Origin of the sequence: Clostridium niameyense (genome assembly GCF_001243045.1) — a bacterium.
GTDB lineage: Bacteria > Bacillota > Clostridia > Clostridiales > Clostridiaceae > Clostridium_F > Clostridium_F niameyense.
Window position 1 is genome coordinate 1,495,421 of sequence record NZ_LN849007.1, and the last position, 20,885, is coordinate 1,516,305.

The 20,885-nt window shown below is 27.0% G+C and carries 18 protein-coding genes; 5 read left to right on the forward strand and 13 right to left on the reverse strand.

Going from position 1 to position 20,885, the window contains the following annotated elements; translation table 11 throughout:
• Positions 1-10 precede the first annotated feature (10 nt).
• The 10 genes from BN1711_RS08085 to mraZ form a co-directional block, all read right to left on the reverse strand.
• Entirely contained in the window at positions 11-724 is a 714-nt protein-coding gene (locus BN1711_RS08085) for a DUF881 domain-containing protein (RefSeq protein ID WP_082174086.1), read from the reverse strand.
• A gap of 10 nt (positions 725-734) precedes the next feature.
• Complete coding sequence (locus BN1711_RS08090; RefSeq protein ID WP_050607652.1) at positions 735-1,505, reverse strand: cell division protein FtsQ/DivIB; 771 nt, start codon at positions 1,503-1,505, stop codon at positions 735-737.
• A 688-nt stretch (positions 1,506-2,193) separates the two neighbouring features.
• Positions 2,194-3,300, reverse strand: coding sequence for a stage V sporulation protein E (spoVE, locus tag BN1711_RS08095; RefSeq protein ID WP_050607653.1), 1,107 nt, complete (start codon positions 3,298-3,300; stop codon positions 2,194-2,196).
• 26 nt (positions 3,301-3,326) lie between these two features.
• On the reverse strand, positions 3,327-4,280 hold the full coding sequence (gene mraY, locus BN1711_RS08100) for a phospho-N-acetylmuramoyl-pentapeptide-transferase (RefSeq protein WP_050608471.1): 954 nt from the start codon (positions 4,278-4,280) through the stop codon (positions 3,327-3,329).
• A 36-nt stretch (positions 4,281-4,316) separates the two neighbouring features.
• The gene (locus BN1711_RS08105) at positions 4,317-5,708 is read right to left on the reverse strand and encodes a UDP-N-acetylmuramoyl-tripeptide--D-alanyl-D-alanine ligase (protein WP_050607654.1); all 1,392 of its coding nucleotides are present in this window, start codon (positions 5,706-5,708) and stop codon (positions 4,317-4,319) included.
• A 31-nt stretch (positions 5,709-5,739) separates the two neighbouring features.
• The gene (locus BN1711_RS08110) at positions 5,740-7,197 is read right to left on the reverse strand and encodes a UDP-N-acetylmuramoyl-L-alanyl-D-glutamate--2,6-diaminopimelate ligase (RefSeq protein WP_050607655.1); all 1,458 of its coding nucleotides are present in this window, start codon (positions 7,195-7,197) and stop codon (positions 5,740-5,742) included.
• 104 nt (positions 7,198-7,301) lie between these two features.
• Positions 7,302-9,437 (reverse strand): stage V sporulation protein D, encoded by a 2,136-nt coding sequence (locus BN1711_RS08115; RefSeq protein ID WP_423243708.1) that lies wholly within the window; start codon positions 9,435-9,437, stop codon positions 7,302-7,304.
• Positions 9,438-9,496: 59 nt separating this feature from the next.
• Positions 9,497-9,991: a septum formation initiator family protein gene (locus tag BN1711_RS08120; protein WP_243128301.1), complete on the reverse strand. Its 495-nt coding sequence runs from the start codon at positions 9,989-9,991 to the stop codon at positions 9,497-9,499.
• 33 nt (positions 9,992-10,024) lie between these two features.
• On the reverse strand, positions 10,025-10,954 hold the full coding sequence (gene rsmH / locus BN1711_RS08125; protein WP_050607658.1) for a 16S rRNA (cytosine(1402)-N(4))-methyltransferase RsmH: 930 nt from the start codon (positions 10,952-10,954) through the stop codon (positions 10,025-10,027).
• A gap of 18 nt (positions 10,955-10,972) precedes the next feature.
• Positions 10,973-11,401 (reverse strand): division/cell wall cluster transcriptional repressor MraZ, encoded by a 429-nt coding sequence (mraZ, locus tag BN1711_RS08130; RefSeq protein WP_050607659.1) that lies wholly within the window; start codon positions 11,399-11,401, stop codon positions 10,973-10,975.
• Between the two features lie 314 nt (positions 11,402-11,715).
• Here mraZ and BN1711_RS12575 point away from each other — a divergent pair, with 314 nt between their 5' ends.
• The 3 genes from BN1711_RS12575 to trhA all read left to right on the forward strand — a co-directional run bounded on the left by BN1711_RS12575 (position 11,716) and on the right by trhA (position 13,877).
• Positions 11,716-11,880, forward strand: a complete 165-nt coding sequence (locus BN1711_RS12575; RefSeq protein WP_164995938.1) for a hypothetical protein — start codon at positions 11,716-11,718, stop codon at positions 11,878-11,880.
• Positions 11,881-12,005: 125 nt separating this feature from the next.
• A complete protein-coding gene (gene ychF / locus BN1711_RS08135; RefSeq protein ID WP_050607660.1) occupies positions 12,006-13,103 on the forward strand; it encodes a redox-regulated ATPase YchF in 1,098 nt (365 codons plus the stop codon).
• A gap of 132 nt (positions 13,104-13,235) precedes the next feature.
• Positions 13,236-13,877, forward strand: a complete 642-nt coding sequence (gene trhA / locus BN1711_RS08140) for a PAQR family membrane homeostasis protein TrhA (RefSeq protein WP_050607661.1) — start codon at positions 13,236-13,238, stop codon at positions 13,875-13,877.
• Positions 13,878-14,022: 145 nt separating this feature from the next.
• Here the strand turns inward: trhA and BN1711_RS08145 are convergent, their stop codons facing one another.
• Both BN1711_RS08145 and deoC read right to left on the reverse strand, forming a co-directional pair.
• Positions 14,023-16,320, reverse strand: coding sequence for an AAA family ATPase (locus tag BN1711_RS08145; protein WP_050607662.1), 2,298 nt, complete (start codon positions 16,318-16,320; stop codon positions 14,023-14,025).
• Between the two features lie 973 nt (positions 16,321-17,293).
• On the reverse strand, positions 17,294-17,956 hold the full coding sequence (deoC, locus tag BN1711_RS08150) for a deoxyribose-phosphate aldolase (protein WP_050607663.1): 663 nt from the start codon (positions 17,954-17,956) through the stop codon (positions 17,294-17,296).
• 402 nt (positions 17,957-18,358) lie between these two features.
• Between deoC and BN1711_RS08155 the strand changes: the two genes are divergently transcribed.
• Positions 18,359-18,763 (forward strand): hypothetical protein, encoded by a 405-nt coding sequence (locus tag BN1711_RS08155; RefSeq protein ID WP_050607664.1) that lies wholly within the window; start codon positions 18,359-18,361, stop codon positions 18,761-18,763.
• 23 nt (positions 18,764-18,786) lie between these two features.
• Here BN1711_RS08155 and BN1711_RS08160 read toward each other — a convergent pair whose 3' ends face one another.
• A complete protein-coding gene (locus BN1711_RS08160; protein ID WP_050607665.1) occupies positions 18,787-19,350 on the reverse strand; it encodes a metal-iron-binding protein in 564 nt (187 codons plus the stop codon).
• Between the two features lie 289 nt (positions 19,351-19,639).
• Here BN1711_RS08160 and BN1711_RS08165 point away from each other — a divergent pair, with 289 nt between their 5' ends.
• On the forward strand, positions 19,640-20,869 hold the full coding sequence (locus BN1711_RS08165; RefSeq protein WP_050607666.1) for a dicarboxylate/amino acid:cation symporter: 1,230 nt from the start codon (positions 19,640-19,642) through the stop codon (positions 20,867-20,869).
• Positions 20,870-20,885 lie beyond the last annotated feature (16 nt).

Below are 20,885 nucleotides of genomic sequence, written 5' to 3' on the forward strand. Positions count from 1 at the left end.
AAATGTATAATTATTTTTGTTCTACAGGTTTTGCATATTCATATTTATATACTTTTGTATACTTTTTAATTTTAATGTTGTCGGATTTTTCATACTTAACATCGCATATACCTTTAAAATCTACAAAAGCTTCTGGAAAATCTAAGGTTCCATATAACAGATCTTTATTACCTATAGCCTCTATAGTTATACGGCTATTAGGAGATATTTTTTCATCATTAACTAAAATATAGTTACCTGCATTTCTAATACCTGTTCTATTAATTACCCTTATCCCATTTATAGCTATAGCTTCTGCTCCTGCAAATCTTAATTCATTTATTATATAAACTAAATGCTTATCAGTTATTCTATCCTCTGGATTTGAACCAAATATGTTATTTGCTGGGTTTAAATATAACACTATTCCAGGACCTTTTACATCGGTACTGCCAGTTAAAGCCCTAGTATTTTCTAATTCCTTTAGTATATTTTTTGTAGATTCACTTTTACTTGCGGCACTATCTTCATATTTTTTAGTTTGCTTTTGAAGTTCATCTACTTTCTTTTCAAGTTCTGTTTTATCTTTTTTATACTGCTCAATTTCTACCGTAACATCTGAAGTATTTCGCTTGGTTAAATTTAAATTTTTTTCTTGCCTTATAATACTTTTAAATTGATAGGATAGCATAAATCCTAAAATTACACATACTAAAGCTACACTTATTTGTGAACCCTTCTTCATTATTTTCCTCCTATTTTTCAATAAAAAATACTGGATTACCTTGATAACTTACATCAATATAACCCTTTTTAGAATTTTTAAATTCGTCTTTTTTTAATATATTTATAGCAGTATTTACTTTTTTTTCTATATCACCGCTAGTTCCAAGTTTTATACATATGTTTCCATGATAAATTTTAATATCTAATATATTTTTTAAATCTATCTTATTAAATTTTATATTAGAGTTGTTACGATTTAATAATTCCCCTATTTCTTCTAAAATTTTTAATTTTCTATCTTCGTTAGTTTTTAATTTTTCTCCTACATCTAAAGAGTTAAAATTAAACCCTTCTAACTCTGTAACTTCCATTTTGGATATATTATTCCTCTTTTCTAAAACACAGCCATTTTGAGATATTATTAAATATTTTTTCCCTACCTTCGTATAAAAAGTAGCTTCCCTTTCCTTTACTATTATATTTATTTTGTTTGGAATTACTTTTTTTATTTTTACTTCTTCTATATAAGGATTTAATAACACATTTTCCTCTACTGTTTTAGAATTAGTATAAAATATATTATCACCTAAATTTACTCTAGATATATTTATTATATCATTAGATGTAATATTTTTATTACCTTGTACATTTATATTTTGTATATTAAAGTAAGACAACTTTAAACATAAAGTAACTAATATAGAACAAAGAAGTATGAAAAATATTATCAATTTTTTAATAAATTTTTTTCTCTTCCTTTTACGTATAAATTCGTCCGTATTAAAAGATTTATTTTCCATAACATTTACCGCCCATTCCTATGTAATATCATTAATCAAAATTAATTTTACCACTTTCAGTAACTTATTTCATTAAAAATTATTTACAATATTTATTTTTCTTAATATAATTATTAATACTTACAGAATAAATATAATTTTATACTAATACACCTAAATTTGTATTAGTGTATTATTGTATATAGTACACTTCTAATATACTAAATTATATTATATTTGTAAAGCTACCTTAAATAAAATTCATTATAAAATATTAAATTTAATATTTTTCTATGTTTTAATATTGTATAAAGAGAATTTGTTAAGTCTCCTTATAATATTTATAAAAAATTTCTACATTAATCTTTATAAACATAATTAAATTCACAATAATTATAACAACTTCTAATTACTTGATATTTTACCAATCCAACATCTTTAGAAAAATATTTCATATTGATTATTCATTTTTTACACCCTAATTTAGAATGATGAATACACTAAGATACCTATATTTTAAATTTCTTATTCCCATATAAGTATATAATTTCCCCTAAGGTATGTATTGTCTTAATTATAGCATATACAAAACTGTAATCATTTTCAATATTTATTGTAAATATGTCCTAATATTTTAAATATACGGAATATAAAAAAGCATATATCTAAAATTAAAAGATATATGCTTACATTATTCTTAAATCTGGATTTAAGTATTATTTTGTCTTGAAATATTTAAAAGTATTCCCATAGCCAACAGATTAAATACCAAAGAAGATCCTCCATAACTTATAAAGGGAAGTGGTACTCCCGTAACTGGCATAGATCCTGTTACAACAGCTATATTTATTATAGCCTGAACAGCCACTATAGATGTTATACCTATAGCAAGTAAAGTTCCATAAGTATCCTTAGCTTTTGTGGCTGTAACTATACCTCTCCATATAAATATTATAAAAAGTATTATTATAAAAATACAACCTATAAGACCTAGTTCTTCACCTATTATAGAAAATATAAAATCATTATGGGGTTCAGGTATATAATAACATTTTTGCCTTGACTTTCCTATACCCACTCCCCAAATACCACCAGATCCTAAAGCAAGTAAAGATTGTATAAGCTGATAACCAGTTTTTTGAGGATCATCCCATGGATGTAAAAAACTTAAAAGTCTAGCCCTTCTAAAAGGTTCAAAATATATACCAGCACCTCCTGCAAATATTACCATAAATAACACAAAATATATATGCTTTGATTTAGCTCCTGATGCATATAATACTATTAATGTAACTATCATTATGACAGATGCTATACTTAAATTTTTCTCTAAAAATACTAGCCCTGCATAAACTCCTGATACCAAAAGATACGGAAATACGCCATATATAAAATTTTTAACTTTTTCCCCTTTACTCTCTAAACTTTTAGCCATATATAAAACAACTATATATTTAGCTATTTCTGAAGGTTGGAAAGATGCAGGACCTAATCTTATCCATCTTCTTGCTCCGTTTACAGGAGGAAATAAAAAAACTAAAAGTAATAACCCTATAGTTATAATCATTATAATTTTCGTGTGCTTTTTTATTTTATGATAATCCATCTTTATGGTTAAGAACATACATATTATTCCTATAACAGCCCACATTCCCTGCTTTTTTAGAAAATAAGTACTATCTTTTATTTGTGAATTAAAAAAAGCACTATAGGAACTAGCACTATAAACCATAACTACTCCTATGGATACTAAAAGCATTATTGTACAAAATAGAGTAAAGTCTATAGCCCCTACTTTTACATTAGATTTTTTCATACTAAGTTAATCCTCCCAAAAATTACTTATAAGGATAAAAAACCAATCAAGCACAAAATTACTGTAATTATGGAAAACATAGAAACTACTTTAGTTTCATGCCAACCACTTAATTCAAAATGATGATGTATTGGACTCATTTTAAATACTCTTTTACCTGTAAGTTTAAAAGATGCAACTTGAATTATTACAGATAAAGTTTCCATTACATATATTCCACCTACTATTATAACCAAAAATGGTAATTTTAATATCATAGCCACTGCAGCTATAGCTCCACCTAAAGCTAAAGAACCTGTATCACCCATAAAAACCTTAGCTGGAAATGCATTATATCTTAAAAATCCTAATAATGCTCCTGCAACTACTGCACAAAATATAGCTAATGTATAGTGACCCATTCCAAAACTTATTAAAGCAAAGAATGTCATAACTAATAAAGTAACAGATGTTGATAAACCATCTAATCCATCTGTTAAATTAACAGCATTAGTGGTAGCTGCAAAATAAAATATAATGAATGGTATATACCAAACACCTAAATTCCAAGATCTTCTTGTAAATGGCATTATTATAGATGTACCTATATGGGGATTATTGGCTGAGTAATATCCAAATATTCCTGAAACTACTAAAATTAATAACATTTTTTGATAAGCCTTTAAACCCAAGTTCTTCTTGTGTATTATTTTTAATCCATCATCTAATGCTCCTATAATACCAAAGGCTAAGAATGCATATAAAGCTACCATAGCTTCATCACCTGGTCTTCTAACTATAATTGCCATAGTTATTACTGAAGCTAACATAAATATTACTCCACCCATAGTAGGAGTTCCTGCTTTTTTTCTGTGACTTTTAGGTCCTTCCTCTCTTATATTTTGACCAAACTTAAACTTGTGAAGTATCGGTATAAGTATAGGTCCTAATAATATAGATATTAAAAATGCTAAAAGTACTGCATATATTATTCTATTCATAATCCATTGCTCTAAATTTATGAGCATGTTCACCTCCTAATTAACTTTACTTTTCTTTAGTATTTGTACTATTTGTTCAAATTTCATGGCCCTAGAAGCTTTAATTAATATAGCATCTTCCTCTTTTATAATACTTTTTATGTAATTGGCTGCTGTTTCATTATCTGAAAAACTTTTATAAATACCTTCTGCATTGTTATATAAAAATCCTTTTTCATAAGCATTTTTAAATTCACCTAAAGCAAATAATATATCTATATTATTTTTTGAAGCATATTCTCCTATAGATTTATGGGCGTTAAAACTTTCTTCTCCAAGCTCTTTCATATCACCTAAAACAGCTATTCTTCTTTTGCATTTTATATTATTCATTACATCTATAGCAGCTTTTATAGAATCTGGACTTGCATTATAACAATCATTTATTATAACAAATCCATTGTCCTTTATAATATCTAACCTCATAGATGTAGCTTCTAGATTTTTTATACCGCTTTGTATTTCTTCATAATTCATGTTCATAATTCTTCCACAAGCTATAGCTACAAGAGAATTTAACACATTATGAATTCCTGGTATATCAACTTCAAAATCTTTATAAACCTCTTTGCCTCCTTCTTTTATACTAAATACTATACTTTCTTCCCCTAAGCTTATATTATAAGCCTTTAAGTTAGAATTTTCTTGTGTACCTATTTTATATACTTTATAATCTGCACTTTCAAAATTTGAAAGCATATCATTATCTACATTTATTATTAAGTTATTTTCTTTAGAAAAGTAATCTGTTATTTCTAATTTTGCCTTTAATATATTTTCTCTTGAACCTAAATTTTCTATATGAGATATACCTATATTCGTTATTACAGCTATATCTGGCTTTGCAGCCTTTGTCATGTTATGAATTTCATTGAAATGATTCATACCCATCTCTAATATCGCAATATCATAGGATTTATCTAACTTAAATATCATAAGTGGAAGTCCTATTTCATTATTAAAGTTTCCTTCTGTTTTAAAAACTTTATACTTCTTTGAAAGTACAGATTTTATTAGGTCTTTGGTAGAAGTTTTTCCTGTAGATCCTGTAACTCCTATTATTTTTATATCAAGAGTACTTTTATAATAACCTGCTAAATCTAACAAAGCCTTTTTAGTATCTTCAACCTTTATTATATAGGCTTTATTATCTACTTTTGTTTTTTTAAAAAATACTTCATCTACAATACATAAAGCAGCACCTTTTTCTATAGCACCTTCAACGAATTTATTTCCATTAAAATTTTCACCTTTAATAGCTATAAATATATCACCGCTTTTAATTTTCCTAGTATCTATACTTACTGAATTATATTCATCTTTTTCTCCAGTTATCACTAAGTCACCCTTAACTGCTTTTAATATTTCCTCTAAGGTAATTTTATCCATAAAAAACACTCCTATTTTAAGAACTTCAATATTACTTATAAAGCTCCTTTACTAATTCTTTTATGACTTCTCTTTCATCAAAATGAATAGTTTTATCTTTTAATATTTGATAATCTTCATGGCCTTTACCTGCCACTACAATTACATCATTTTCTTTAGCTATTTCCATAGCTTTCTTTATGGCTTCCCTTCTATTTTCTACTACAACATAGTTATCTTTCTCTATACCTTCTAATATATCTTTTATTATTAGTAATGGTTCTTCTGTTCTTGGATTATCAGATGTTATAACCGCTATATCACTTAAATTAGAACCTATTTTTCCCATGAGAGGTCTTTTAGTTTTATCTCTATCTCCTCCACAACCAAATACACTTATTAATCTTCCTTTTGTAAACTCTCTAGCTGTATTTAATATGTTTTCAAGTCCATCTGGAGTATGAGCATAATCTACTATAACTTCATAACCCAAATTAAAATCTTTAGTAACAATTTCACATCTTCCTGGAACAGCATACATAGACTCTATTCCATCCTTCACTACATTTAAAGATATCCCTTCACAAAGACAAGCACCCATACTACCTAATGCATTATATACATTATATTTACCTGGTATGTTTAAGCTTATAGAACTCTTTTCATTTTTGTAAATCAAATTAAATTCTACTCCTCTTGAATGCATATGTATATTTGTAGCTTTTAAATCAGCATCTTTGTCTATAGCATAATTGAAAGTTTTTCCTGAAGATTTACATATAATTTTTTCTCCATAAGTATCATCTATATTTATTACAGAATTTTTAGTATTTTTAAATAACATAAGCTTTGCATTAAAATAATTTTCAAAAGTTTTGTGAAAATCCAAGTGGTCTTGGGTTAGATTTGTAAATATAGCCTGACAGAATTCAATTCCATATACCCTATTTAAATATAGAGAGTGAGATGAAACTTCCATAACACAATAATCAACTTTAGCATCTACCATTTCTTTAAATAATTCATGTAATTCCAAGGATTCTGGTGTAGTCCTATCAGAATGAATTTTTTTACTTCCTATATAATTTGCTATAGTACCTATAACTCCTACTTTATATCCTGCTTTCTCTAGTATTGATTTAAGCATAAAGGTAGATGTAGTTTTTCCATTTGTACCGGTAATTCCAATTATTTTTAATTTATTCTTGGGATTATCGTAGTAATTAGACGCAAGTATTGCCAATGCCTTTCTTGTATCGTCTACCTTTATAATAGTACAATCTTTATAATAGCTCAAATTATCTAAATCTTTTTGACATACTATGATATTTGCACCCTTTTCATAAGCAGACTTAGCATATTTATGTCCATCGGTACTATAACCTTCTATACAAATAAATAGGTCTCCCTTTTTTACTTTTCTTGAATCATACTCTATCTTGTTAAATTCTTCAGTGTTTTCTCTGATAAAAGAATAGTTAAAGTCCTTTAAAACATTGTTTAATTTCATTTTTAACACTTCCTTATACAAAATTTTAAACAAATCACAAAATATTAGCATGCAATGCACAGGTTTCTGTACTACTGCATGCCTATTTTAAAAGTTTTAATATTTTAATCTCCTATAGGTTCTGCTTCTAAATTAATCATAGTTCCTTTTTGAACCTGTTTATTTGGCTCTATATTTTGACGTGATACTATTCCCTCACCTTTTATTTCACCTTTAAGACCTACGCTATTTAGTACAGATATTGCCTTTTCCATAGTATAGCCTTTTACATTAGGGACAGATACTACTTTATTATAATTTTGACTAGCCCCTGTGTAAAGTACTATTTTGCTTCCTTCCTTTACAGTATAACCTGGTTTAGGGTTCATATCTACAATATATTCTCCCTCTGATTGAAATTCACAGTCTAGTTTAAGATCTTTTAGTATTTTATTACCTTCTTCTTTTTTCATTCCCCTAACCTCTGGAACTATTACGTCTTTTAAAAGACTCTTAGCTATCCCTTCTCCGTCTGCATCACTTTTTAACGCTAAATAATTAAATATATCATTAAATAAACCTTGTGCTGCTGGAGCTGCAATTTGTCCTGCATAGTAATTTGATGGATTAGGTTCATCTATGGATACAAACACTGTAATTCTAGGGTTATTTGCAGGAGCCATACCTGCAAAAGATGATACATACTTTCCTGGCATATATCCGCCTTTTCCGGCTTTTTGCGCTGTTCCAGTTTTTCCTCCTATATGATAACCTTCTATAAAAGCTTTTTTACCTCCACCTTCAGCTACTACTTTTTCTAAATAACTTCTTAAACGATCTGTCTTCTCTTTTGTTAATATCTGTTCGCCTTTTATATCATTCTTTTTTTCCGCCACTTCTTTGTTGCTATTTTCATCAAAATGACCTATCTCTTTCATTAAATGAGGTTTTATTAAATTTCCCCCATTAGCTACTGTATTAAAAGCTTGCATATATTGCATAACAGATACTGTATTAGCTTGACCGAAAGATATAGTAGCCAAATCTATATCTGTAATATCCTTAGTTTTCTTTATTATACCCGAAGCCTCACCTGGCAGATCTATTCCAGTTTTTTTACCAAATCCAAATTTTTGTATATATTTATTTAAATTTTCTTTTCCTATTTTTTGACCTAGTTGTGCAAATCCTACGTTACAAGAATTTTTAAGTATATCCATGAAGGCTTGTGTTCCATGACCTCCATGTTTCCAGCAATGTATAACCCTTTTTCCTATAGTTATTTCTCCACTACAAGTAAATTTATCTTCCGAAGTTACAGCATTTTCTTCTAAAGCTGTAGATGCAGTTATAACTTTAAATATAGATCCTGGTTCAAAAGTATCATTAACAGCTCTATTTCTCCATTTTTGCTGAAGTTCAGCATAACTTTTCCCTTCTTCCCAAGGATCATTAGGATTATAATCTGGCTTATTTACAAGTGCTAATATTTCTCCTGTTTTAGGATCCATAACCATTACGGTAACTGCCTTAGCAGCATTATCTTTTAATGCTTGCTCCGCTGCTTTTTCACTAAAATGTTGTATCATTTCATCTATAGTTAGAATTACATCCTTACCTTCCTCTGGTTTTGTAAATTCTGAAATAGTATAAGGAAGCTCCTTACTTTTTCTATCAGTTTCTGCAATTCTTATCCCAGGTTTTCCCGATAGTATACTATTATAATAAAGTTCTATTCCAGTTAATCCCTTACCATCAGAATTGGTATGTCCAAGAACATGTGCTAAGAAGTTATTATTAGGATAATATCTCTTAGTATCTGAAGATACTAACACACCTCTTAAATTTAAAGCCCTTACCTTATCTGCCTTATCTTTTTCTATTCTTCTCTTTAACGTAGCAGAAGCTAATGGTAATCCATTAGGGAGCTTTTTATTTAAAACTTTTTCTACTTCCTTATTATCCATGTCTAAACAAGCTGATAGCTTTTCAGCCACATATTTTTTAGATAACCTCTTCTCTTTCATAGTATCTCTTAAAGTATTCATATCCAAGTCTACTCTGTAAACATTAGCACTTACAGCCAATTCATTCCCGTTTCTATCTAATATTCTTCCTCTTTTGGCATCAATTTTCACTTCACTTGTCCACTGTGCTATTGCCTTTTTCTTTAAATCTGGAGACTGATTTATCATAATATAAAGTAACCTTCCTACCAATCCAGTAAATAATAAAAGTAAAAGACAAAATATAAGAACCATTCTTTTACGAATGATAACCTTGTCTCTGTAACCCTTTTTTGTCAATTATTATACCTCCGTTAAATTAGCATTTCTTTTAATTTATAAAAAAACTTAAATAAACTCTTATGTTTATCATTTTTATTTTTATTTGTATTTTCTTTAAAATTATTATAACTCAAATCTGTATATATAGCAGATTCTTTATCAGGAACTACCATATGTAAGTTATCTTTTGCTTGTTTTTCTATAGTGTTTAAATTACTATATTTTACTAAGTCAACTTTTAAATTTTCACTATCCTTGTTTAAAACTGCTACCTTATTTTCTACATTATTAAGTTCCTTTTGCATATTGTATATTATACAATATCTAGTTATAATAGTAACCCCTAATACAAATATTAATAATATGTTTCCTAAAGTTTTAAATTTTTTCTTTAATCTTCTGTCTTTCTCTTTCTTTTTATTATTTCTTTTATTCTTTTTTATTTTCTCATATTGGTCTTTTTTAGAAGGTACATACTCTGGAGCAAGAACTGTGTTTCCATTAAACCTATTTTCTTTATCTAACATTATCAATTTATTCAGCCTCCTTTTGGTTTAGAACTAAAGCTTTTCACACACCCTAAGTTTTGCACTTTTACTTCTAGAGTTAATTTGCTTTTCATCCTCCGTAGGTTCAATAGGTTTTCTTGTGATTAGTTTTATTGTAGACTTTTTGCCACACATACATATTGGAAAATCTGATGGACAAGTACATGGATTTTCCATTTCCCTAAATTTAATTTTTACTATTCTGTCTTCCAAAGAATGAAATGTTATTATGGATAATCTACCCTTGGAATTTAATCTGTTAACACTATCCTCTATTGCACCATTTAGAATTTTTAATTCTCTATTTACTTCTATTCTTATAGCTTGGAAAGTTCTTTTAGCTGGATGACCATCCTTTTGGAATTTCAAAGGTATAGCTTTTCTTATAATATCTACAAGCTCCATTGTAGTTTCTATAGGTTTTTGTTTTCTTTTATCTACAATAAACTTAGCTATCCTTCTAGAAAATCTTTCCTCGCCATAGTTCTTAAGTATTTTATAAAGCTCTTCTTCTCCATATCCATTGACTACATCATAAGCTGAAAAATTATCATCTTTATTCATTCTCATATCAAGAGGTGCTTCTTTCATATAACTAAATCCCCTAGATGCTTCATCTAATTGGTAAGATGATACTCCAAGATCCATAATTATTCCATCTACTTTTTCTATTTGTAATTCTTCTAATATACTATCTATGTTATAAAAATTATTATGTACATATATTACATTGGTAAATTCCTTCAAACGCTCTTTAGCTGCTTTTATAGCACAGGTATCTTGATCTATTCCTATTAAAGTTCCTGTACCTTTTAACTTTTTTAGTATTTCATAAGAGTGTCCTCCTCCACCTAGGGTACAATCTACATATACCCCATTTTCTTTTATGTTAAGTGAATTTATTGTCTCTTCCAATAATACTGACACGTGCTTAAATTCCATTTGTATCCTCCTAATAAACTAAATTCCTAGTTCGTTCATTTGTTCCGCTATATTATCGTAATCTATATTTAGGTCATTATATTTATCCCAATTTTCCCTACTCCAAATTTCTATTCTGTTAGAAACTCCTATGCTTACTATATCCTTTTTCATATTTCCATATTCTAAAAGATTTTGTGGTATAATGGTTCTACCTTGTTTGTCCATTTCCATTTCATGTGCCCCAGAAAAGAAAAATCTAACAAAGGCTCTAGCATTTTTGTTAGTCAAAGGTAGCTTATCTAATTTTTCTTGTAAAATTCCCCATTGGTTTTTAGTATAAATATATATACAACCATCTAATCCTTTAGTTAATATAAATTTTTCTCCTAGTTCATCCCTAAATTTAGCCGGAATTATAATTCTATTTTTCTTATCTAAACTATGGTTATACTCCCCTATAAACATATTTACACCTCAAAGCATATTTTCTGCTCCACTTTCAACCACTTCTAACCACTTTATTAAATATTCTATACTTTACTTAAAAATCCTTCTCTAGCTATCGTAATTTTAGTTTATTTTTTAAACAGATTAAATTAATATAAATTGTATTTTTTTGTTTAATACTCTCTTTTAAAGATAAATAGGCACTATTTTTAAATCAAAAACCAAATATTTCCTATGTGTATATTGGCTAATTTTGTATTATTATTATAGATTTAATCAAAATTTAAATAAAAAATACTTTTTTGTAGAAAATATTATTGGAGGTGTTATTTATGATAAAGAATAAACTATTTAAAAACAGCTTTATGAAAAATAGACTTGTAAGGCCCCATTATATTAATTGTTTAGATAAAAAGGAAAAAATGGTTTTAGCATCTATTATAGGAGTATCTTTTATGCGTGGTATTTGTGTTGGTATGTACATTAATGATAAATAATACTTCTACTTTTCTTGAAATAGAACCTATCCTGGAGTATAATTTAATAGGAGTTTATACCTATTATATAAGGTATAAATCTCCTTTTTAATTTGTTAATTATACAAAGAAAGGAATGTACATAGATGAAATTAGGAATAGTTGGTTTACCAAACGTTGGTAAGAGTACATTATTTAACGCCATAACTAAAGCGGGAGCAGAATCTGCTAATTATCCCTTCTGCACAATAGAACCAAACGTAGGTGTAGTTAGCGTACCAGATAAAAGACTAGATATATTAGAAAAAATGTATAATCCTAAAAAGAAAATCCATACAGCTATAGAATTTTATGATATTGCAGGATTAGTTAAAGGTGCTAGTAAAGGTGAAGGTTTAGGCAATAAATTTTTATCTCACATACGAGAAGTGGAAGCTATTGTTCATGTAGTAAGAGCTTTTGAAGACTCCAATATAGTTCACGTAGATGGTTCCGTAGATCCTATCCGCGATATAGAAACTATAAGCTTGGAACTTGTATTTTCTGACTTAGAAGTAATGCAAAGAAGAATTGATAAAAGCGCAAAATTAGCTCACGGTGGAAGCAAAGAAGCTAAAGCTGAACTTGAGTTTATGCAAAGAATTAAAACTCACTTAGAAGAAGGAAAACCTGTAAGAACTTTATCTGTTACAGAAGATGAAGAAAAGATGATAAAGGGATACTTCCTTTTAACTTCAAAGCCTGTTTTATATGTAGCTAATGTATCTGAAGAGGATGCATCTGCAGATGCTTTAGATAATGAATTTGTAAAAAAAATAAAAGAATATGCTAAAGGTGAAAACTCTGAAGTAATAACATTATGTGCAAGACTTGAAGAAGAATTATCTACTTTAGAAGACGATGAAAAACTTGAAATGCTAGAAGGCTATGGTCTTAAAGAATCTGGCCTTGATAAATTAATTGAATCTAGTTATAAATTATTAGGACTTATAAGTTTCTTAACTGCAGGTTCAGATGAAGTTAGAGCATGGACTATAGTTAAAGGTACTAAAGCTCCAAAAGCTGCTGGTAAAATTCATACTGATATAGAACGTGGATTTATCCGTGCTGAAGTTATTTCTTATGATAAATTAATCGAATCTGGTTCTGAAGTTCAAGCTAAAGAAAAAGGCTTCTTTAGACTTGAAGGAAAAGATTACATAATGCAAGATGGAGACATAGTAAACTTTAGATTCAATGTATAATAAACTCATTTTATTGAAAAAGCGTGAAAGAAATTTCATGCTTTTTCAATTATGAAATTTATATTAAATCTATTCCATATATTTTTTATTGGAGTATACTTAGTATATATAATTAAACGGAGGTATTTTTCTATGTTTGAAAATGATTTTTATACTAAAGGTGAGGAAATAGCCAATTCCATAACTCATGGTATAGGTACTCTTCTTGCTATAGCTGCTCTTGTTATTTTAGTTGTATTATCTGCTAAATATTCAGATGCATGGCATGTAGTAGGTTATAGCATTTTTGGATCTTCTTTAATAATTTTGTATCTAGAATCAACCTTATACCATAGTCTTCAAGGAAAAAAAGTAAAAAAAGTATTTAGGATATTTGACCACTGTTCTATTTTTATATTAATAGCTGGAACCTATACTGCATATATTCTTTCATCTCTTAGAGACCCATTAGGATGGACTATTTTTGGTGTTGAATGGGGATTAGCTATAATAGGAATAGTTATGAAATGTTTTACTACAGGTAAATTTGAAAAATTATCTACATTTATATATGTACTTATGGGCTGGCTTATAATGTTACATGTAAAAAAATTATCTTTGGTTATTCCTAAAATTTCTTTAGTATATCTTATAGTAGGTGGTGTTGTATACACTTTAGGATCTCTGCTTTTTATAAAAGATGATATACCTTATAACCATCCTGTATGGCATTTGTTTGTTTTAGGCGGAAGCGTTTGTCACTTCTTTTCTCTTTTTTATATAATTCCAAGATAAGGGGTTATAGCAAAATAAATTACTATACAAAAACATTTAAAAACAACACCCAAATATTGTAAATAATTGAATTTTTCTATAAAATAAAAAAGGGGCTTCTCTTATTGCATTTTTATGCATTATGAGATAGTCCCTTTAAAATCTGTTATTTTTTATTTCTATACCTTTTAGTATATCTTCTTAATTCTTTATTTATAATATCAATTATTTTATCAAAGCGCTCCCCTAATAATATTTCTAATGCATCCTCTACATTTTCCATAGTGTATATAGTGAACTCTCCTTTAGCTATTGCATCCTCAACTTCTTTTTTCAAAACTAAATTATCCCTATTACAATGAGGTATAATTACAGCATTTCCTTTTACTCCTCCATTTTCTTTGCACACTTTAAAAAATCCTTCTATTTTGTTATTAACTCCTCCTATGGGCTGAACTTCCCCAAACTGATTTATAGATCCCGTAATAGCCACATTTTGCTTAACCGGTATTTTACTTAAAGAAGATATCATAGCTGTTACTTCTGCAACAGATGCGCTATCCCCATCCACCTTTCCATATACCTGTTCAAAACTTATATGAAAATCTACAGGTAGTATTTCATACTTCCCAATTATAGTATTAATGTAGCCCTTTAAAATGTTAATAGCTTTATCATGTATATCTCCACTTAAATTACTTTCTTTTTGAATATCAATTATATCTCCATTTCCCTTATAACAACAACAAGTTATTCTTATAGGCCTCCCAAAAGAAAAATAGCCTACATCTATTATAGAAAGTCCATTAACTTGACCTATCTTTTTTCCTTCTGTACTTATAAATATCTTTTTTTCTTTATATTCTTTTAAAACTTCCTCTTCTATTATCTCTTGTGTATAAGCTACTTTTATTATATCATCACAAATTATAGAATCTCTTCCTTCTTTAACTGCAATACTACTTGCTTGTGTTAGCAATTTATCTAATTCATAATCATCAAAATAAATTTTATTCCTATTTTCAGCCTTTCTAGAAAGATACTTTGATATTTCAATTATAGCCTCTTGGTCTACGGGTATTAATTTCTTTTTTTTACATAACTCCCTTATATTTTCCGACAAATCTTCTCCAAAAGAAGAATTTATATCTATTATGGGATTATACTCTGCCCTTAACTTAAATATTTTTTTAAAATCTTCATCATGATTGTATAACACGTTATAGGACCCATAGTTTCCTATAAGTATTACTTTTACATTAATATTTACAGGTTCAGGCTTTAATCCATTTAAAGATAAAAGTTCTAAATATCCTCTATTATAATCGAAATCATTTTTTTCATTTAATAATGTTTTCTTTAAATAATAATAAGATAAAGAATTAAAAAAAAGACTATTTAATCTTATTATTAAAACTCCCTCATTAGCTCTTAGTATAGATCCAGGTTTTATTAAATTTACATCTGTTGAATATACTCCGTTTCGATTTTCATATTCTATACTGCCTATTAAATTACTAATAGATGGATCATCTTCAAATAAAACCAGTGGGTTTTTATTACAACTATTATCTACTAGCACATTTACCTTATATTTATATATAGCCTTAGCTATTAATTCTTCATCATCATCATAACTTATACTATAATTTTCTATTACTGATTCTTCAACTTTTCTACAAACACTATTTAAAAAATCTAATACCTCCATATTATTTTCAAACTTCATTCTAAATTTATCCTTGGAAGTTTTCATATTATCTTTGATATATTCTTTCATAATTTTTTTTATTTTATCTAATGCCTCTATTTCTATATCCTTTAAATCATCTAATATCTTATTAGCTTCTTTCTTTAAATAAGTAACTTTGTCTAATATTTTTCCTTTTTCGTCCACTTCTAAACTATCATAATTTTCTTCTGTTAATACTTCCCCTTGTTTTATAGGAATAAAAGCAAATCCTGTACTACTAGCTTTTATTTCAAATCCACACTTTTTTGATTCTTCCATTAAATTCTCTATTAATTCGGTTCTTTTTTTTTCTAATTTATCTATTATGCTTTCTTTTTCTTCAAGTGAAGAATCAGAATAAAATTCATATATACATTCTAAATACTCTGATTGAATATTTTCTAGAGTATCTCTTAACACTTTACCTTTACCATTTTCTAAAGTTATGGGGTAAGGATATTTTTCATCTTCATTTATTACATAACATATATCATTGGGGCTTTTCTTTTTTGATAACTTCTTTTTTATAAATCTCATTAGATTCTCCAACTTTTCTTTTGAAAAATTATCTATCAAATATAAATTATATCCTTGCCTATCTATATCTAAACATTCTTCTATTTTATTATATACATTTTTGTATCTAGGAATATTATCTGAAATTCCTTCTATATCAAGAGGGTTTATATCTAAATTATATAATACTTCTTCTTTTTTTAGCTCTCTTAACATATCCACTCCTCCTTTCACTAGTTAATATAATATTATTCATGACAGCTTGTTTTAGTAACTAAAAACCTATTAAATTTAATAATTGATTATAAATTCACTTGAATTAATCAATGATTAAATTTTAACAATGATTAAATTTTAAAATCAAACATAGGTTTAAATTTCAGCTTGAAACATATATTTTTTTATAATGTATATTCAGCTTACTTATTATTTTTTTTAAGATATTTTAGAAATATTTTAAATTTAGAAATATTTTGTTTTTATTTTTTCATTTTATATTAAAATGCTCAATGTATTTTTAACTATTTACTTTATAAAATATAATTTTTAAACTCATATGTTACAATAATTCCAATATATGTGGTATTTTAAAATTTCTTTTGTATTAATTTACATATAAGAATTATTTTTTTTGAAAAATCTAATATTTAAATATTAATTAATTATTAAAATTCTTAATAACACCTTAATAAAGCTAACTATTTTTTATTATATTTTTTATTTAACATCAACTCTTCAAAGAATATCGAAAGATTTGTGAAAAATATTGTTAATTTAATAGCATAGTATTATATAATTAACTCTAATTGTTCAATTTTAAGAAAACTTCGCAATTATGGAGTTTGATTTTAAAATGCCATTATAGTATCTTTAATATAACGAAAACAATTAGGAAGTGGTTTTGTGGATAGTATTAATTATAGAGCCAGAAGAGCTTTCATAACATTTTTATTAAGCAGCTCAGCTTTTTTAATAACTTATTTTCTTATAAGATTTAGATATGTATTACTTTAATATATAAAAAGAGAGTATGTGAAAATTATTTATAAAAAAATAACTTTCACATACTCTCTCTGTCTTAATATATTTTATAATAATAACTCCATATTTATCATATATTTCATAAAAAAATAAAAGCTATATAAAAGTTTTATATAACCTTCTATAGCTTTCATTTTTTTATATTCGATTATTCTTCTGCATTTTCACATATTGAAATAGACGCTGATGCTCCTATTCTTGACGCTCCTGAATTTATCATATCTAACGCTTCTTCATAACTATGTATTCCACCAGATGCTTTAACACCTATATCTTTTCCTACAGTTTCTCTCATAATCTTGATATCTGAAGCCTTAGCTCCTGATTTTGAAAATCCAGTAGATGTCTTAACAAAGTCTGCTCCTGCTTTTTTTGCAATTTCACAAACTTTCACCTTTTCTTCATCAGTTAAAAGACAAGTTTCTATTATAACCTTAGTTAAAGCTTTTCCACTAGCTGCATTTACTACAGCCTCTATATCTTTTTTTACATAATCGTAATCCTTATCTTTTAATTTACCTATATTTATAACCATATCAACTTCTTCAGCACCATTTTCTATAGCTTCTTTAGTTTCAAAAGCTTTTACATTACTTGTAGTAGCTCCTAAAGGAAATCCTATAACTGTGCAAACTTTTACAGAGCTTCCCTCTAATAATTTAGCTACTAAAGGTACATTACACGGGTTTATACAAACTGAAGCAAATTTATTTTCTATGGCTTCCTTACAAATTCTTTCTACAACCTCTTGTGATGCCTCTGGCTTTAATATCGTATGATCTATCATAGCTGCTAATTCATTTTTTTTCATACATTTATACCTCCATATATTTTTTGGTACATATTTAATTTTGTTTTCAAATTCATAGAAATTCAAAATATTAGTATATCTACATTGTATAAAACCTGTTTATTTTTTTCAAGTAAGTATTTTAAATAATTCTATTTATTTTTCATATTTTATAGTATATTTATAAATATTATATTTAATACTAGCATATGTATATGTTAGTATATATAATTTAGTATATTAAACTATAGAAAAATTCATTAATGACAATTACTTTTTCAGTATATTATACATATAAACTGCCTGATATAATGATTAAATTATTTTAAAAATATGAATACTATGTTATAATATACATAAAATTTAAATGCGCTTTTATTTTCAATTTTAAATATAATACATATTAGTAAAGGAGTTATACTTATGAGTTTTAAGGAAAAACTTGGAAAATATTATACAGAAGCATACTTAACAAAATACGGAGACAGGATTACTCAAATTCAAGGTAATGCAGTTTCAGTTAGGGTTGAAGAAAAATCTATTTTATGGATTTTTCATAAAATAACAGCAACGCTACTCATAAGGCCAGAAAGAAGTAGAATGATTGTTAAATGCATTTACAAAAAAAAGAAGTGGTTTAAAAAACCTAACTTTATAAATATATCTCAAGGTAACTATGTTCTTATACAAGGTCTCAAAGGTAAAAAAGGCAAAGATAATAGAGAAACTATAGAAATATTAAATGTACGAAATATGACTACTAGAAAAGATTTAATACCTATGGAAGGTAAAATTAAAAAAGTTCAAAAAGTACAAAGAATGAAATAAAATAGAACTTAGAAAACTAAGTTCTATTTTTCATTTATAATATGTATATGATTTATTTCTACAGATTTCAAAGCATCAAAAACTAATTTTATTGTATCTAAATTAGTATATTCTCTATATTTATTATAGTATTCTACTGCATGTTTTTCTCTTTTTTCTGCCATATCCAAAAGTATTTCATCTTCATTATATCTACTATAATCCATATTATTAATTTCAGGCAATTTATCATAACACGCTAATCTCTTATGAACATTAGCATGAGCATATTCTATGTTAGCTAAGTCTTTAAATAATTTAGATATATGTAAATCTTTACTTAACATAGCGGCTTTTTTATAAAAATCTCCATTAAATATCTCTAATTTCATAGCATGGTCTAGTATTTTTAGTATATCTTCATTTAATTCTTCTTTTTTTATTGTATAAACAAAAGGTTTATCACTTAAATATTTTAATTCTACCCCACAAACTGGGCAAAACTTTATAGAATCTATAGAATTTTCTTCTTCAAAAGCATATTTATTTAAGTTGTAGTTTTTTTTACTTATCTCTACACCACAAATAGGACAATATAAACTTTCCATATTATCTCTCCTTAATATAAATATATAATATAGTTTTTTACATTTATTATATAGTATACCATATAATAAACAATTAAATAAGAACAATAAATTAGAAAGATTTAAGATCCTTTAATCTAATTTATTATGTTTACTATTTTTGTTTCATTAATTTTCCTATGTTTATTATCAAATAGGCATTTTATCTATCTGTTTTTAATATTATTTATATGCTATATTTGATTTTTTTGACAAACTATTATAAAATTAATCTAGATTTTATTAAATTATTATAACATAGGAGGATTTCATGAAAGAACACATAAAAAAATCTTTGTTTAATTTAAGTAATGCAATTATACTATCTATGATCTTAGGTATAATAGTAGGTTCCATTATGGGAAAGAACGCTGTTATATTTTCTCCATTAGGAGATATATTTATGAAACTTATAAAAATGGTAATCATACCTTTAGTTTTTTGTTCAATTGTTGCGGGAGCTTCTTCTATAGGAGACAGTAAATCTGCTGGAAAAATGGGTATAGCAACCTTTATATATTATTTAGCAACTACAGCTGTAGCTGTATGTATAGGGCTTGTATTCGGAGAATTATTCAAGCCTGGTACTGGAGTACCAATAGATTCCATAAAATCTATGTTTTCAAATGAATATTCAACCAAAGGTAACATACCTGGCTTTTGGGAAACAATTAAAGGTTTTATACCTGAAAATCCTATAAAATCCATGGTAGAAGGAAATATTCTTCAAACTATTTTCTTTAGTTTATTTTTAGGTTTCGGTATATCTTCATTACCTAAAGAAAAAAAAGAATTTTTATCAAAATTATTTAACCATTTAAATGATGCTTTAATCTATATAATAATGAAAGTTATGTATATAGCACCTATAGGGGTGTTTGCACTTATGGCCGATGCTACTGGAACTTTTGGATATGAAATTTTAAAAAGCATATTCTTCTTATTTATAGTTTATATTTTAGCCTTGGCTATTCATAACTTCGGAATATACTCTTTATTCATTAAATTATTTTCCAATGTTCCTATTAAAAGATTTTGGAAATCAATATTTAAAGTAGAATTAATGGCTTTATCTACTGTTTCTTCTATGGCAGCTCTTCCATTAAATATTGAAACTTGTCAAAGCGAATTAGGCGTTTCAAAAGAAACTAGTTCTTTTGTACTTCCATTAGGTGCTACTATAAATATGGATGGAAATGCAATTTATTATGCCTTAGTTTGCTGTTTTTTTGCACAAATGTTTAATATAAATTTAGGACCTTCTCAATATTTAGCTATAATATTTACAGCTACTATAGGTTCTATAGGACAAGCTGGTGTACCAGGACCTACATTATTAGTAGTAGCAGTTCTTTTAGCTGCAAATATCCCAGTAGTAGGTCTTCCTATGCTATTTGGCGTAGATAGAATTTTTGATATGTTAAGAACTGCAGTAAATGTAACAGGAGATGCTTCTTGTGCTCTAGTAGTAGAAAAAGTTAAAATCTCTTCTGAAAAATAAAATAATTTAAAAGGCT

What these genes read in the sequence shown, in the direction of transcription:
- BN1711_RS08085 (WP_082174086.1), bottom strand. Translation starts at nt 724, where the DNA reads ATGAAGAAGGGTTCACAAATAAGTGTAGCTTTAGTATGTGTAATTTTA.
- BN1711_RS08090 (WP_050607652.1), bottom strand. Translation starts at nt 1,505, where the DNA reads ATGGAAAATAAATCTTTTAATACGGACGAATTTATACGTAAAAGGAAG.
- spoVE (WP_050607653.1), bottom strand. Translation starts at nt 3,300, where the DNA reads ATGAAAAAATCTAATGTAAAAGTAGGGGCTATAGACTTTACTCTATTT.
- mraY (WP_050608471.1), bottom strand. Translation starts at nt 4,280, where the DNA reads ATGAATAGAATAATATATGCAGTACTTTTAGCATTTTTAATATCTATA.
- BN1711_RS08105 (WP_050607654.1), bottom strand. Translation starts at nt 5,708, where the DNA reads ATGGATAAAATTACCTTAGAGGAAATATTAAAAGCAGTTAAGGGTGAC.
- BN1711_RS08110 (WP_050607655.1), bottom strand. Translation starts at nt 7,197, where the DNA reads ATGAAATTAAACAATGTTTTAAAGGACTTTAACTATTCTTTTATCAGA.
- BN1711_RS08115 (WP_423243708.1), bottom strand. Translation starts at nt 9,437, where the DNA reads ATGGTTCTTATATTTTGTCTTTTACTTTTATTATTTACTGGATTGGTA.
- BN1711_RS08120 (WP_243128301.1), bottom strand. Translation starts at nt 9,991, where the DNA reads ATGTTAGATAAAGAAAATAGGTTTAATGGAAACACAGTTCTTGCTCCA.
- rsmH (WP_050607658.1), bottom strand. Translation starts at nt 10,954, where the DNA reads ATGGAATTTAAGCACGTGTCAGTATTATTGGAAGAGACAATAAATTCA.
- mraZ (WP_050607659.1), bottom strand. Translation starts at nt 11,401, where the DNA reads ATGTTTATAGGGGAGTATAACCATAGTTTAGATAAGAAAAATAGAATT.
- BN1711_RS12575 (WP_164995938.1), top strand. Translation starts at nt 11,716, where the DNA reads ATGATAAAGAATAAACTATTTAAAAACAGCTTTATGAAAAATAGACTT.
- ychF (WP_050607660.1), top strand. Translation starts at nt 12,006, where the DNA reads ATGAAATTAGGAATAGTTGGTTTACCAAACGTTGGTAAGAGTACATTA.
- trhA (WP_050607661.1), top strand. Translation starts at nt 13,236, where the DNA reads ATGTTTGAAAATGATTTTTATACTAAAGGTGAGGAAATAGCCAATTCC.
- BN1711_RS08145 (WP_050607662.1), bottom strand. Translation starts at nt 16,320, where the DNA reads ATGTTAAGAGAGCTAAAAAAAGAAGAAGTATTATATAATTTAGATATA.
- deoC (WP_050607663.1), bottom strand. Translation starts at nt 17,956, where the DNA reads ATGAAAAAAAATGAATTAGCAGCTATGATAGATCATACGATATTAAAG.
- BN1711_RS08155 (WP_050607664.1), top strand. Translation starts at nt 18,359, where the DNA reads ATGAGTTTTAAGGAAAAACTTGGAAAATATTATACAGAAGCATACTTA.
- BN1711_RS08160 (WP_050607665.1), bottom strand. Translation starts at nt 19,350, where the DNA reads ATGGAAAGTTTATATTGTCCTATTTGTGGTGTAGAGATAAGTAAAAAA.
- BN1711_RS08165 (WP_050607666.1), top strand. Translation starts at nt 19,640, where the DNA reads ATGAAAGAACACATAAAAAAATCTTTGTTTAATTTAAGTAATGCAATT.